General features: G+C 61.7%; 15 protein-coding genes and 1 tRNA gene. 7 read left to right on the forward strand and 9 right to left on the reverse strand.

Features of this window, described 5'->3' with window-relative positions:
• Together MK745_RS04260 and eutB are read right to left on the reverse strand one after the other, a co-directional pair.
• A complete protein-coding gene (locus MK745_RS04260) occupies positions 1 to 987 on the reverse strand; it encodes a cyclodeaminase (protein WP_243612032.1) in 987 nt (328 codons plus the stop codon).
• Entirely contained in the window at positions 977 to 1,984 is a 1,008-nt protein-coding gene (eutB, locus tag MK745_RS04265; RefSeq protein ID WP_243612033.1) for a hydroxyectoine utilization dehydratase EutB, read from the reverse strand. Before eutB ends, MK745_RS04260 begins: the two co-directional genes overlap by 11 nt.
• Before the next feature lie 229 nt (positions 1,985 to 2,213).
• Between eutB and MK745_RS04270 the strand changes: the two genes are divergently transcribed.
• Positions 2,214 to 3,107, forward strand: a complete 894-nt coding sequence (locus MK745_RS04270) for a DUF5672 family protein (protein WP_243612034.1) — start codon at positions 2,214 to 2,216, stop codon at positions 3,105 to 3,107.
• A 23-nt stretch (positions 3,108 to 3,130) separates the two neighbouring features.
• Here MK745_RS04270 and MK745_RS04275 read toward each other — a convergent pair.
• Positions 3,131 to 3,206, reverse strand: a tRNA-Thr gene (locus MK745_RS04275).
• Positions 3,207 to 3,255: 49 nt separating this feature from the next.
• Positions 3,256 to 4,914, reverse strand: coding sequence for an ABC transporter permease (locus MK745_RS04280; protein WP_243612035.1), 1,659 nt, complete (start codon positions 4,912 to 4,914; stop codon positions 3,256 to 3,258).
• Between the two features lie 85 nt (positions 4,915 to 4,999).
• On the opposite strand from MK745_RS04280, the gene MK745_RS04285 reads away from it, so the two are divergent.
• Positions 5,000 to 5,872 (forward strand): hypothetical protein, encoded by an 873-nt coding sequence (locus MK745_RS04285; protein WP_243612036.1) that lies wholly within the window; start codon positions 5,000 to 5,002, stop codon positions 5,870 to 5,872.
• Positions 5,873 to 5,887: 15 nt separating this feature from the next.
• Here MK745_RS04285 and MK745_RS04290 read toward each other — a convergent pair whose 3' ends face one another.
• Positions 5,888 to 6,145, reverse strand: a complete 258-nt coding sequence (locus MK745_RS04290; RefSeq protein ID WP_243612037.1) for a DUF2312 domain-containing protein — start codon at positions 6,143 to 6,145, stop codon at positions 5,888 to 5,890.
• Positions 6,146 to 6,324: 179 nt separating this feature from the next.
• Between MK745_RS04290 and MK745_RS04295 the strand changes: the two genes are divergently transcribed.
• A complete protein-coding gene (locus MK745_RS04295) occupies positions 6,325 to 6,540 on the forward strand; it encodes a hypothetical protein (protein WP_243612038.1) in 216 nt (71 codons plus the stop codon).
• Here MK745_RS04295 and MK745_RS04300 read toward each other — a convergent pair.
• From MK745_RS04300 to MK745_RS04310, 3 genes are all read right to left on the reverse strand, one after another.
• Positions 6,537 to 8,630 carry a 3-hydroxyacyl-CoA dehydrogenase NAD-binding domain-containing protein gene (locus MK745_RS04300; RefSeq protein ID WP_243612039.1) on the reverse strand — a complete coding sequence of 698 codons (2,094 nt, stop codon included), beginning with the start codon at positions 8,628 to 8,630 and terminating at the stop codon, positions 6,537 to 6,539. The genes MK745_RS04295 and MK745_RS04300 overlap by 4 nt on opposite strands.
• Positions 8,631 to 8,781: 151 nt before the next feature.
• Positions 8,782 to 8,997, reverse strand: a complete 216-nt coding sequence (locus MK745_RS04305; RefSeq protein WP_243612040.1) for a hypothetical protein — start codon at positions 8,995 to 8,997, stop codon at positions 8,782 to 8,784.
• A gap of 29 nt (positions 8,998 to 9,026) precedes the next feature.
• Entirely contained in the window at positions 9,027 to 9,356 is a 330-nt protein-coding gene (locus tag MK745_RS04310; RefSeq protein WP_243612041.1) for a TraR/DksA family transcriptional regulator, read from the reverse strand.
• 133 nt (positions 9,357 to 9,489) lie between these two features.
• Between MK745_RS04310 and MK745_RS04315 the strand changes: the two genes are divergently transcribed.
• From MK745_RS04315 to MK745_RS04330, 4 genes are all read left to right on the forward strand, one after another.
• A complete protein-coding gene (locus MK745_RS04315) occupies positions 9,490 to 10,353 on the forward strand; it encodes an MBL fold metallo-hydrolase (protein ID WP_243612042.1) in 864 nt (287 codons plus the stop codon).
• A gap of 110 nt (positions 10,354 to 10,463) precedes the next feature.
• Positions 10,464 to 10,889 (forward strand): YeeE/YedE family protein, encoded by a 426-nt coding sequence (locus MK745_RS04320; RefSeq protein ID WP_243612223.1) that lies wholly within the window; start codon positions 10,464 to 10,466, stop codon positions 10,887 to 10,889.
• Complete coding sequence (locus tag MK745_RS04325) at positions 10,889 to 11,323, forward strand: DUF6691 family protein (protein ID WP_243612043.1); 435 nt, start codon at positions 10,889 to 10,891, stop codon at positions 11,321 to 11,323. Before MK745_RS04320 ends, MK745_RS04325 begins: the two co-directional genes overlap by 1 nt.
• 98 nt (positions 11,324 to 11,421) lie before the next feature.
• Positions 11,422 to 11,859 (forward strand): TIGR01244 family sulfur transferase, encoded by a 438-nt coding sequence (locus MK745_RS04330; RefSeq protein WP_243612044.1) that lies wholly within the window; start codon positions 11,422 to 11,424, stop codon positions 11,857 to 11,859.
• On the opposite strand, the gene MK745_RS04335 is transcribed toward MK745_RS04330, so the two are convergent.
• Positions 11,848 to 12,942: a hypothetical protein gene (locus MK745_RS04335; protein WP_243612045.1), complete on the reverse strand. Its 1,095-nt coding sequence runs from the start codon at positions 12,940 to 12,942 to the stop codon at positions 11,848 to 11,850. The genes MK745_RS04330 and MK745_RS04335 overlap by 12 nt on opposite strands.
• Between the last annotated feature and the right edge of the window lie 12 nt (positions 12,943 to 12,954).

Here is a 12,954-nt window from a genome sequence, read left to right on the forward strand (position 1 = left end):
TCAGGCCTCGATCACGGTGCCGATACGGGCGAACTCTTGGCGCACAAAACTCGCGATCGCCGTGTCCTGCGCACCGGTGCCTGTCAGATCACAGATGGTGACATCCTTGTCGCCCTGTCGACCAGTGGCTTTGCCAAGGATCACCTCGCCCAGCTCCGCAGGCGTCCCCTTATCCCAGACTCCGGCAGCCATCGCTGCCTCCAACTCACCACTGACTTCGCATTGGCTCACCCGGTCGCAAACATAGGCATCCGCCGCCGCAAGTGCCGCCGGGTCGATCTCGTTCTTGCCGGTCTGGTCCGATCCCATCGCCGTGACATGCAAACCCGGATGAAGCCACTCGGCCTTCAAGACCGGCGCGCGCGAGGGCGTCGTCGTCACCACAAGCTGAGACCGCGCCACGAGTTCTGCCGGATCGCTCACCACCTCGGCCTCGACTCCCAGCATGTATTGAAGGTCCGCCGCGCAAAGCGCCGCTTTCTCGAGATCGCGCCCCGACACCAGCACCCGCTTGAACGGTCGCACGAGATGCGCCGCCTGCATCTGGAGCCGCGCCTGCACGCCGGTTCCGATCACGCCCGCGGTCTCGACGGTCTCCGGCGCCATATGCCGGGCCGCCACCGCGCCCGCCGCCGCCGTGCGAATATCCGTGAGGTATCCATTGTCGAGATAGAGCGCCTCCACGAGGCCCGTCTTGGCTGAGAACAGGATCATCAACCCGTTGAGGCTCGCAAGACCGAGTGTCGGGTTGTCGAAAAAGCCGGGGCTGACCTTGATGGCGAACCCGTCAAAGCCGGGAATGAACGCCGTTTTGACATCCACCTCGCCATTCGCCTCCGGCAGGTCCATGGATAAGATCGGCGGCATCACGACGCCCTCACCGGCGAGCGCGACAAAAGCCTGTTCGACCACATCCACAACCCGCAGATCAAGCGAGACGACCTCGCGAAGCTGGGCCTCGGTGACAATCTGGATGTCATGCGCCATAGGCTTGTCCTTTCACAAGAAGATCCCCGATCTCCACATCTTCGCCCACCATGATGCGCGCGAAACTCGCCATATCAAGGTTGCGCCCAGTGACAATCGTGCCCACTGGCCCTTTTGGCATGGCGATCTTACCTGCAAGCAATGCCGCCTGCCCAACGACAGAGGCCCCTTCCGCCACAATGCGATCCTCGTAGAACATGACCTGCATCGCGCGGCGAATATCCTCTTCGGTGACAAGCACCGTGTCATCCAAGAGTTCGCGGCACAAGGGATAGCTCAGACGGTTCTCAAGACCAATGCCCCCGCCAAGACTATCGGCAAGCGAGGCATATTCCGGCACCTCAACAGGATGCCCTGCGCGGATGCTTTCATACATCGCCGCACCGCGATCCATTGAAATACCGATCACCCTGATCTCAGGATTGATCGCTTTCGCCGCGACCGCCACGCCCGCCGCGAGACCACCACCAGACAGAGGGACCAGAAGCGTCTCGAGATCAGGCCGCGCCTCGAGCATCTCGGCCCCGATGGTCCCCTGCCCGGCAATCACGTGCGGATCATCGAAAGGCGAGATTTCGACAAGACCTTCCGCCTCGCAAAGACGCTGGCTCTCGGCCATTGCTTCGTCCTGCGACTGTCCCACGATCCGCACATCTGCGCCAAGCGCGCGAATCCCGTCGACCTTGGCCTGCGGTACAAGCTCCGACATGCAGATCACGGCCTTCATGCCACGCTGGTTCGCGGCAAAGGTTACGCCGCGGCCATGGTTACCTGTCGAACAACACGTCACCCCCTGCACATCCTCAGGCAAGGCCATCACTGCCGACACTGCCCCACGCAGCTTAAATGCGCCAATCGGCTGCATGATCTCCATCTTCATTAGGAATTCCCGCCCGATTGCCTTGGACATGAAAGGCGATGGGATAAGTGGCGTTGCATCGGCAACGCCCTTGATCCGCTGACGCGCAGCGAGGATATCGGCAAGGTGAAGAGTCATCGCTACGCTCCCGTGAGACAAGGTAAAACGCCGCCGACAACATCACCCGAACGCGCCCCTGTCAACATCAGGCACGCCCCTCTGTGCCGGCACGCGCCACATGCCGTTCTTCGAACATTTGCTAGCGGCACAGAACCCACTGGATCAATCTGCACAAACAAGGCAGGTTGAAGACCAAAGCCGTCCTCTTGGCGCGCGGCGCTGGCCCTCGAGGTACTAGAAACCTGATATGAAAGACCTGAAGTCAGCCAAGTCAGCAAGACCGCGACAACCGCACCGCACCTGCGCGATCATCATTCCGATCTATCGCTGGCCCCTGACTCGGATGGACGCGCTTTCGGTCGACAAGACCACGCAAGTCCTGTGCAATCACGATATTTACATGGTCGGGCCGCCGTGGCTCCACCAGGTCGCCCCCCAAAGCCTGAATGGCGCAGAAATCCACCTCGAGACGTTTGATGCGGCGTTCTTCCGCTCCACCAAGACCTACAACAAGCTCTTGATGTCGCCTGCCTTCTTCAAGACCTTCGCGGCCTATGACTACATGCTGATCGCCCAGACCGACACGCTGACCTTCAGAGATGATCTCGAGCAGTGGTGCGCGGCCGGGTACGACTACATCGGCGCGCCTTGGATCGAATGGGTCAAAGAGCCGACAGAGCCCGGTCCCTTCCCGCATCTACGCATGAAAGGCGTTGGCAATGGCGGCTATTCGCTCCGCTCCATCCCACGCGCGCTCCAGACCCTCACGGACTTTCGCCACGCTCCCTTTACAGAATGGGGCCGTTCTCGAAGCACGCTTTGGAACCTCCTGAACAAGATCGAGCACGAATACATCCTCGCGCGAACCACTGGCCCGCTCAGAACCCGGATCAACGAAGATCTTTTCTGGGGCAAGGTTGCGCCAAAGATCAACCAAGACTACCGCCTCGCCCCGACCGAAGACGCGATACGCTTCGCCTTCGAAGCGGCCCCGGAAACCCTCTATGACCTCAACAACCAACAGCTTCCGTCCGGATGCCACGCTTTCGAACTCTACAACCTGCCGTTCTGGAAAACCGTGCTGGGCAAGACATACTTCGACCTGCCCAACGAGATCGCCACCCAGCTCACCATAGGCTGACAGCATCGCAAATTGCAGGAAGATGGTGCCCCCACACGGACTCGAACCGCGGACCTACTGATTACAAATCAGTTGCTCTACCAGCTGAGCTATAGGGGCGCTGGAGGGGATTTACGGTGAAAATCTCAGGCCTGCAAGTCTAAATCCGCTATCGGTTTGCCCGCGCGAGAAGAGCAACGGCACAAAGCCCGACGAGCATGATCAAAACCGCGCCAGGGCTTGCATCCCCGAGGTTTTCAAGGCTCGCCTGATCGTGGACCTGTGTGGCAAGCGTATCAAAGTTGAAAGGTCGCAGAAGCATGGTCGCAGGCAACTCCTTCACGCAATCGACAAAGACCAATAGCAAGGCCGAGCCGATCGTGGTGCGGATCAGCGGATAATACACATCGCCAAGCACCTGCCCTCTCGTGCGTCCAAGCGAGCGCGCCGCCATGGCAAGGCTCGGCGTCACGCGCCCCATCGCACCATCCGCCGCCCCTTGCGCAATGGCAAAGAAACGCACGCAATAGGCAAGCACGATGGCAAAGGACGACCCGGTCAAAAGAAGCCCCATCGACTGACCGGTGAGCGCCTCGAGGAAATCGGCAAGGCGATTGTCGAGAAGGGCCAAGGGAATAAGGATACCGACCGCAAGAACGGCACCCGGTGCCGCATATCCAATCGTGGTCAACGGCAAAAGCAACCGTGGCATGCGACGCCCCGAGAGCCGCACCCCGTAGACAAGGAAGACCCCCGCCGCCACGGTGATCACCGAAGCCAGACCGCCCACCATGAGCGTATTACCAAGCGCGCGGAGCAACATCGGATCGCTCCACCGTTCGAAATTCCCGATGGCATGCGAGGTGATGACACTGATCGGCAAGACAAAACCAATGAGGAACGGCATCAGACAGGCCAAGGTCGCGATCCATTTGGCGCCCCCATGAAGCTCTGTCGGCTCGGGCCGGCGTTGGCGCGTTGTCATGCTGAAATAACGGAGTTTGCGGCGACTGACCTTCTCCATGGTCACCAGCAAGATCACCAAAGCAAGGACGACACAGGCAAGCTGTGCCGCGCCGCCCGCATTGTTGCTTTCAAGCCAGACGCTGAAAATGCCGGTGGTCAGTGTTTGCACGGCGAAATAGTCGACAGTGCCGAAATCATTCACGGTTTCCATCATGACAATCGCTGTGCCTGCGGCGATTGCCGGGCGTGCCATCGGAAGGCCGACGCGCCAGAACCGTTCAAAGGCCCCCGCCCCGAGCGAGCGCGCGACCTCTTCGCCTGCGCCGGATTGCTCGCGGAACGCGGCGCGCGCAAGGATATAGACATAAGGAAATAGCGACGCGGACAAGACCAGGATCGCCGCGCCGAGAGAGCGGATTTCCGGGAACCAATAGTCTCGGGCGCTCTGCCAACCAAACAGCGTGCGCAGCCCCGTCTGCACCGGTCCGGCATATTCGAGGAAATCCACGAGCGCATAGGCCCCGACATAGGCCGGGATCGCCAGCGGCAACAAGAGCGCCCATTGCAGCCAGCCGACGCCCGGAAAGCGGTATCGGGTCACGAGCCACGCCGCCACCGTCCCGATACTCGCAGCAACAAGCCCGACACAAAGCATGAGAACAACCGTGTTGCGCATGTATCGCGGCAGGGTCGTCGAGATCAGGTGCCCCCAGATGTTCTCGGTCGGATTGAGCGCCAAAACGACCACCGCGGCGATCGGAAGCAGCACGACCGCGGCAATCACCAGCGCCCCGATGGACCAGATGCTTGGTACCCGGATTCGGAAGGGGAACGGCCCCGAAAATGACTGCGACAGTTTCATGCGCCCCGTGTTGCCTGAATCTGGTTTCACTGTCCAGAAACGAAGATATAATGAGACGCTGATAGCAAAGGCCTTCCGAAACGCAATGCAGATAGTCCTTCACGCAGGCGCCCATTTCACTGACGATGACAGGCTCTTGAAATCCTTGGGGAAAAACCGGGACGTTCTGGCGGCACGCGGTGTTTCCATTCCCAAACCGCGAAGCTATCGCAACAAGTTGCGTGGCTTCCTGCATGACCATCTGATCGACGAAACCGTGCGCGAAGACGTGCTTTCCGACCTCAAAGACCCAAGCGTCAGCGAACCGGACCGCATCATTTTCTCCAATAGCAGCTTCTTTTGCGTGCCGCGCCTCGCGATCCGCAACAATGCCTACTATCCGCGTGGCGAGGAACGGCTGCAGGATTTCTGCAGCATCTTCCATAGTGACGAGGTCGAAATCTTCTTTGCGATCCGCAATCCGGCCACGCTCCTTCCTGCATTGCTCGACGGCACGCCGGACGACCGTATTGACGATATCACCGGCGGCTCTGCACCGACCGCGCTGCGCTGGTCAGAAATGATCCACCGCGTGCGTCACGCCCTGCCGAACGCCTCGCTGACGGTCTGGTGCAACGAAGATACGCCGCTGATCTGGGAGCAATTGCTGCGAGAGCTTTCGGGAGTCGAACCGACTCAACCGCTGGATGGGGGCAACGACCTTCTGCATGAAATCATGACAGTCGAAGGGCTCGAGCGGTTCGATGCCTATGTCGAGAAACACCCCGGCCTGACCGAGATGCAAAAGCGCCGGGTCATCGCCGCCTTCCTCGATAAATTTGCGATTGAGGAAGAGCTTGAGGAAGAATTGGACATCCCCGGCTGGACCGAGGATGTCGTCGACGCCCTGACAGATATCTACGACGAGGACGTCTATGAAATCGCGCGGATGCCCGGGGTGACCTTCATCTCCCCCTAGGACCCCGCGCCGCGCTCACATCCCGAGCGCTTCCTTGTACATCTCGAGAACCGCTTCTTCCTCGGCAATGTCGTCCTTGTCGCGCTTGCGCAACGCCACGATCTTGCGCATCACCTTGGTGTCGTACCCGCGCGCCTTGGCCTCGGCCATGACTTCCTTCTGTTGGTCCGCAAGGTCCTTCTTCTCGATCTCGAGCCGTTCGAACCGTTCAATGAACTGGCGCAGCTCGCCAGCCGTCACGCGATAGCTTTCATCGCTTGGATTATCGCTCATTGAGCACTCCTATGGGATTGGCCGAAGCGGATCGGCAATGGGAACGAAGCCGCAACCTATCGCCCTCCCTGCGGCGTCGCAAGCGGCCAAGAGCCCCGCCCGCGCGAAAATTTGCCCGCTTGCCCAATCCGGGCCCATCGGCTACGTCCTGCGCAATCAATGCCTGAAGGAATGAACGCATGGAATGGCTGGTTTGGGGCGGGGCAACCGTCTCGCTCGTGGGGCTTTGTGGCCTCGTTCTCTCGATCGTGCGCGTCGCGCGCGCCCGCAAGGCTGGCCTGTCGGACGAAGAGCTGCGCGCCGCCGTTCAAAAGGTTATGCCGCTTAACCTCGGTTCGCTCTTCCTGTCGGTCATCGGCCTGATGCTGGTGATCCTCGGCATTTTTCTCGGCTAGGCGTTCAGCGCATCAAAGCCCTGCCCGGCCTTGAACAAACTGTCAAAGACGGGCTCTGGCGACCAAAACACGCCGTCTTGCGCTGCAAAGCTCTCGATGTCCCTCTGGATGATGCGCGGGCCGATAAGGTCTGCCGCCTTCATCGGGCCGCCGCGCCACCGCGGAAACCCGTAGCCGTGCACCATCACCACGTCGATATCCGACGGGCACCGCGCCACGCCAAGCCGTAAGAGCCGCGCTCCCTCATTGACCATCGCAGCAAGGCACCGGCGCTGGATCTCGTCCGCCGAGATCCCCTGCGCCTGAATCCCCTTGCTTTCGCGTTCGGCCCGAATAAGCGCGATCACCTCGGGATCCCTGCGGCCATGCGGGCTCTCGCTGTCATAAATGTAATACCCTTTGCCCGCGGCCTTGCCAAAACGCCCCGCCTCGCAAAGCCGGTCCAAGATGGCAACCTGCCGCCCCTCCGGCGCACCGCGCTCCGCCATCGTCCGACGCAGCGCCCAGTCCTCCCGAAGACCGTCGCGGTCAAGCCGTTCGAATGGCCCCATCGCCATGCCATAGGCACGCATCGCCTCATCTACGAGGTAAGGCGTCGTCCCATCTTCGACCATGAGCTCGGCCGCATGACGACAGGCATCAGCCATCGCACGTCCGATATGCGCCGTCGCGCCCCCGACCCGGACAGGAATTTTTCTGATCTGGCGCAAGACACCCACCAACGCAGCCACCGCATCCGCCGAGGCCTCGCTGGGCACGATCACCTCTGCCACCCGCTGAAGATGCGCAGGTGTCCCGATCCCAAGCCCAAGCACAGACCCCGGATCGCCGGTCTGCTTTGCAATCCGGCTGACATCATGGCGCATCGTCGTAGTGACAAGCACCGCGCCCTCCGGCACCACAGCATCAAGTTGATAAAACACCTGCTCTTTTTCGCGTAGGTCATCTGCCACCGCTTCGATCACCAGATCGGCCTCTGACAGGGCAACAAAATCTGTCTTGCCATGTAGCCGCATCATGCGTTCGTCGCGCAGCTGCCCCCGGAGGCGCCCCTGCGCCACCTGTCGGTCGAGATAGGCATTGATCTTGCCAAGACTGTCGCGCAGCGCCGGCCCATTGCGCTCGATCAGGACCACATCGAACTCGGCCTCGAGACAGGCAAGGACAAGGCCCCGCCCCGCGGTGCCGCCCCCCACGATCCCGACCTGCGCAACGCGCCTTGGCTGTGTGCCATCAAGCTCTGGAAACTTGGCGGCCCGCCGCTCGGCAAAGAAAACGTGCCGCAAGCTCGCGGCTTGATCCGAGCGCACGCAATCTTCAAAGGCCGCGCGCTCAAAGGCCATCCCCATATCGAAGGACAATAGCTCGGCCGCCTCGACGCATTTGACGATCTCCCCCGGCGCGCGGTCCGGTCGGTCCGCGACCACTTCTTTGCGAAGCGTGATCGCCCTCTGATACGCGGCGGGATCGTCAAACCCTTTCCGACAGTCCCGCGTCGGCCTTGGCCCTTTGCCCTGCGCCAGGAGGCCCCGCGCAAAGGCAATCGCCTCGGTCTCAAGATCGCCATGCACGATCTGGTCAATATAGGGCGCCGCCTCCTTGCGTGTGACGCCGATCGGGCGTCCGGACAACATGAGGTCAAGCGCATCCGCCGCTCCGGCAAGGCGCGGCGCGCGCTGCGTCCCGCCCGCACCGGGCAGAATGCCAAGCGTCACCTCCGGAAAACCGATCCGCGCGCGCTCTGAGGCGATACGATAATGCGCCGACAAGGCCAGTTCGAACCCACCGCCAAGCGCTGTGCCGTGAATGGCCGCCACGACCGGCTTCGGACAGGCTTCGATCTCGTTGCAAAGCCCCGGCAGCCATGGATCGGCTGGCCTCTCGCCAAACTCGCGCATGTCCGACCCCGCCGGAAAGGTGCGCCCAGCCCCAAGGATCACGATTGCGGCCACCTGTGAATCGGCCATGCCGCGACGCAGCCCCTCGGCCAATCCCTTGCGGACGTCCGCGCCAACCGCGTTGACCGGCGGATTGCGGATCGCTAACACCGCGATCCCTTCCTTGACCTCGTAGCCGACCGTCTCTCCCATGTGCCGCTGCCCTCCCGGACACACTTTCACAAAACCTTAACCTTATCTTTAGGCGGACCGCCCTTTCACGCAAGCCTGCAATGGAAAAGGCGCCCGCAGAAACCTGCGCGCGCCCGGTGTGGTAGATGTCAGAACCGATCTTGTGTTGGCGTCAGACCGGCATGTTGTCGAAGGAGTCTTCGACCTCCTCATCCACGAGCTCAAGATCGAGATTGCGCAAATGCGCAGGCACGGCGCCGCCTTTGGCGCGAATGTTTTCAAGCGCGCGATGGAGCTCTTGATGCAACGCATAGCGCGCATCCCCCTCAGCGGTCGCGATCTTTGCTTCAAGCGATTTGGCTTTTTCCAAAAGGTCTTCAATGGTCACGGCGGGATCCTCCTCAATCTGTCCCAATGTCACCGCGCGACGGCTGCCGCGCAATCTTTGCACAATGGCGCATCCGGAAGCACATCCAAACGTTCAGGCGAGATTTCGTCGCCACACCGGACGCAAATGCCGTATTCTCCATCACGTATCCGCTTTAATGCTGCACGAATACGCAGGATTTCGTCTTGCCCGCTTTGCCCAAGCTGTTCGAGAACCTCGTCCCCTTCCCGCTCCACGGCAGCTTCTTCCCAGTCTTTGGAGGGCGGATTGTCCAGCTCGTCTTCGATCTCGTGAAGACGCGTATCCAACTCCCGAAGACGGTCCATAAGCGCGGTCTTGCGTGCTTCGATATCAATCATCGCGTGTTCCTTCAATTGCCGAAACACCCTGTCATGAACACTTCAAGAAGGCATTGACATAGGTCAACCGTCAGTCGCCCCTTGCGACACATGCGCAAAGCCTTATATGTTCCTTCGAAACGGAGGTAGCGACATGAACCCTGAAGTCACCGCATTCTTTGACGACGCCACGAATACGATTTCCTACGTCGTGAAAGACCCGCAAGGCACTTCTTGTGCCATCATCGATAGTGTCCTCGACTTTGACTATTCCTCGGGCCGCACAGATACCAAATCCGCAGACGCCGTGATCGCGCATGTGCAGAAGGAAGGGCTGACCGTGGAATGGCTCCTCGAAAGCCACGTCCATGCCGACCACCTCTCGGCCGCGCCCTATATTCAGGAACGCGTCGGCGGCAAGATCGGCATCGGCGATCGGATCAAGATCGTGCAGGACACGTTCGGCAAGGTCTTCAACGAGGGCACCGAATTCCAACGCGACGGGAGCCAGTTTGACCAGCTGTTCCAAGAAGGCGACAGCTTTCACATCGGCCAGCTGCGCGGCGACGTGTTGCACACGCCGGGCCATACGCCCGCCTGCCTCACCTATGTGATCGGCGACGCGGCTTTTGTGGGCGATACGCTTTTCATGCCCGATTTCGGCACCGCGCGCTGCGATTTCCCCGGCGGCTCGTCCGAGACGCTCTACAATTCGATCCAGAAAATCCTCGCCCTGCCGGATGAAACCCGCATCTTCGTCGGCCACGATTACAAGGCGCCGGGCCGTGATGAATACGCATGGGAAACCACGGTCGGGGAACAGAAGGCCGCGAATATCCATGTCGGCGCTGGCAAGGACAAGAACACCTTCGTGGAGATGCGCGACACCCGCGATGCCACCCTCGCCATGCCCAAGCTCATCATCCCCTCGCTGCAGGTCAACATGCGCGCGGGCCAAATGCCCGAGCCCGACGAGCAGGGCGATGTCTTCCTCAAAGTGCCGGTCAACAAACTATAAGGGCCACCCCCAACAAGACGGCGCATCCACCGCGAACAGGGATGCGCCGCGCTTTCTCATCGCTTCGGCGGTGCCAAGGACTGAAAAAGGAAACGCATATGTTTGACTCCATTCCCGCAGACTGGATCTGGGGCCTGATCGGGGGCCTAGTGATCGGCACCGGCGGCGCGGTTTACCTCCTCGCCAATGGCCGCATTATGGGCGCAAGCGGTATTCTCGGCGGGCTCGTCGATGGGTCTGGCCGCAATAGCGCGGGCGAGCGCCTCGCCTTCCTCGCCGGGGTGGTGCTTTTGCCAATCCTCCTCAACCCGATCTACCGCCCCTTCTCCACCCATGCGAGCGAGAACCTCGCAGTGCTGATCTCGGCAGGACTTCTCGTTGGCATCGGCACACGCATCGCCAATGGCTGCACCTCTGGGCATGGCGTCTGTGGCATCTCGCGCTTTTCCCTGCGCGGCATCGTCGCAACGGTGTTCTACATCCTCGCGGGCGGCCTGACCGTCCTCCTGTTCCGTCACATCCTGGGGGTCATCTGATGCAACGCAAGATCTTTGCTTTTCTCGCTGGGGGCCTCTTTGGCGCAGGCCTATTCATCTCCGGCATGACCGACACCAAGAAGGTGCAGGGCTGGCTTGATGTCTTTGGCGACTGGGATCCGACACTGGCCTTCGTCATGGGCGGGGCGATCCTGCCGATGCTCATCGCTTGGCGCCTCACACAGGGCCGCAAACCGCTTGTCGGCGGCACCTTCCCCGAGCGCGCCAAGGCGGAAACGGATTCCGACCTTGTCGTCGGCTCGGTCCTCTTCGGCGCAGGCTGGGGGCTCGCCGGCCTTTGCCCCGGCCCGGCCATCGCTTCGCTAAGCTACGGCGGCTGGCCCCATTGGGTCTTCTTCGGCGCGATGCTCCTTGGCATGGCCCTGACCCCGGCCCTGCGACGCGCGGTCGATGGGCGCGGCTCTGCCGCCTGACACCAGCCCGAGACCACCGGCAGGCGATCTCCCCACCAGAGGCCGCCTGTTGCAAAAGCCTCGTTGCAGGCCTTTCTCGATACGGTATAGAAGACCATATGGACGCGCGTAAAATCACCGATAGCTATTTCGTTGCCCCGCAAATCGCGGTGGAAGACATACCTGCCCTTGCCGAGGCCGGATTTACCCGGATCATCTGCAATCGCCCGGACGAAGAAGTGCCGCCAGAGCTTCAGGCCGACGCCCTGCGCGCGGCCGCAGAGGCCGCGGGTCTCGCGTTCGTGCTCAATCCGGTCTCGAATGCTGGCATGACCCCGGACAACATCGCCCTTCAGCAAGACGCGCTGGCGACGGAAACCGGCAAGACGCTGGCCTATTGCCGCTCTGGCACACGGTCGACCTTCGTCTGGGGCCTCGCCAATGCCGGGGCTCTCGCGCCCGAGACCATTCTCACCGCCGCGGCAGAGGCCGGCTATGATCTCTCGCCGATCCAACCCTATCTCGAAGCACAGTCACAGGGTGACTCAGGCGGGTAACGCCTCTGGCAGCTCCGCTTCGTCCAACAAATCATCGAGATCCTCTAGCGGGTCTTCCGCCGAAGGCGCGACAGGCGCATCAAGGCCCTCTGCTGCGTCAACCTCCTCCGCGACCGCCACCGCCTCAAGCGGCACCTCCGCCACATCCGGCGTCTCCGAAAGCGCATCGCGCAATGACGGCGCGGGGGGCTTCGATGTCTCCAGGACCGCCTCGTCGCGGCTCCGGTCTTGCCCGGTTCTAAGCCGCACGGCACGAAAACCATGCAACTGGCCAAGCGTGACCGAAAGACCGCCGCCGTCGCCCCCCATCTCGAGCCGCGCCTCCTTGAGGGCACCCGGCGGGAGGGCAATCATCTCTCCAACCTGCAACCCCTGTAGCCGCGCCAACGGCAAGGGTACCCGCGCCAGCACCGCATCGAGCGTCGCCTGTGCCGTCAACACACCCGCGCGCAGGCTCTCGCCCGGGGGGACCGGGGTCTTTTCCTCTTTCTCTGCGCATTGTGGGGCCTCGACCTTGTCGGGAAAGGCAAAAACCATCCGCCCTTCCCGCACGCCCCCCATGAGCGCCACGTCCAATTCGAACACATGGTAAAGCCCCTCATTCAACGCCAGAACAAGCGCCCGCGCGGCGCCGACCATCGCTCCGAACCCATAGCCACAGCCCCAAGGCCCCCCGCCATCCGCCACGAGCGCCTCGCTGAACCGCACAAGGCAATCGTCTAGCAACGGGGCAAGGAGCGCCGCGTCTACCCGGGTCGCCGCCCGCGCCACATCGGCCCGCGACGGGATATGACCAATCGTCTGGTGCTCGACCAAGCCACCAAGCAGCGCCATGTCGAGGCCGAACCCGGCCCCGGGGCGCCCTTCCAAGAGGGCAAGAAAGCCGCTTCCGTCAAGAAGCCCGCGCACCTCTTCGAGCGGGCGCAGGGATTGATGCACCGCCCGCACCTCAACCGACAATCCAAGCCTGCGGTCCGCTGCGGTTTCCAACGCGCGCCGCAACTGGCGCGCAACCGGAAGCCCCGCACCGGTTTTCGGCGAGGTCATCTTCTGCAGGATCGATGGTTTGGCGGTCTCAGGCATGGGTCATGGCAT

The organism is Shimia aestuarii (assembly GCF_022814865.1).
Classification (GTDB): domain Bacteria; phylum Pseudomonadota; class Alphaproteobacteria; order Rhodobacterales; family Rhodobacteraceae; genus Shimia; species Shimia aestuarii_A.

What these genes read in the sequence shown, in the direction of transcription:
- MK745_RS04260 (WP_243612032.1), bottom strand. Translation starts at nt 987, where the DNA reads ATGGCGCATGACATCCAGATTGTCACCGAGGCCCAGCTTCGCGAGGTC.
- MK745_RS04280 (WP_243612035.1), bottom strand. Translation starts at nt 4,914, where the DNA reads ATGAAACTGTCGCAGTCATTTTCGGGGCCGTTCCCCTTCCGAATCCGG.
- MK745_RS04335 (WP_243612045.1), bottom strand. Translation starts at nt 12,942, where the DNA reads ATGCCTGAGACCGCCAAACCATCGATCCTGCAGAAGATGACCTCGCCG.
- MK745_RS04270 (WP_243612034.1), top strand. Translation starts at nt 2,214, where the DNA reads ATGAAAGACCTGAAGTCAGCCAAGTCAGCAAGACCGCGACAACCGCAC.
- MK745_RS04290 (WP_243612037.1), bottom strand. Translation starts at nt 6,145, where the DNA reads ATGAGCGATAATCCAAGCGATGAAAGCTATCGCGTGACGGCTGGCGAG.
- MK745_RS04310 (WP_243612041.1), bottom strand. Translation starts at nt 9,356, where the DNA reads ATGATTGATATCGAAGCACGCAAGACCGCGCTTATGGACCGTCTTCGG.
- MK745_RS04295 (WP_243612038.1), top strand. Translation starts at nt 6,325, where the DNA reads ATGGAATGGCTGGTTTGGGGCGGGGCAACCGTCTCGCTCGTGGGGCTT.
- eutB (WP_243612033.1), bottom strand. Translation starts at nt 1,984, where the DNA reads ATGACTCTTCACCTTGCCGATATCCTCGCTGCGCGTCAGCGGATCAAG.
- MK745_RS04285 (WP_243612036.1), top strand. Translation starts at nt 5,000, where the DNA reads ATGCAGATAGTCCTTCACGCAGGCGCCCATTTCACTGACGATGACAGG.
- MK745_RS04315 (WP_243612042.1), top strand. Translation starts at nt 9,490, where the DNA reads ATGAACCCTGAAGTCACCGCATTCTTTGACGACGCCACGAATACGATT.
- MK745_RS04325 (WP_243612043.1), top strand. Translation starts at nt 10,889, where the DNA reads ATGCAACGCAAGATCTTTGCTTTTCTCGCTGGGGGCCTCTTTGGCGCA.
- MK745_RS04300 (WP_243612039.1), bottom strand. Translation starts at nt 8,630, where the DNA reads ATGGGAGAGACGGTCGGCTACGAGGTCAAGGAAGGGATCGCGGTGTTA.
- MK745_RS04330 (WP_243612044.1), top strand. Translation starts at nt 11,422, where the DNA reads ATGGACGCGCGTAAAATCACCGATAGCTATTTCGTTGCCCCGCAAATC.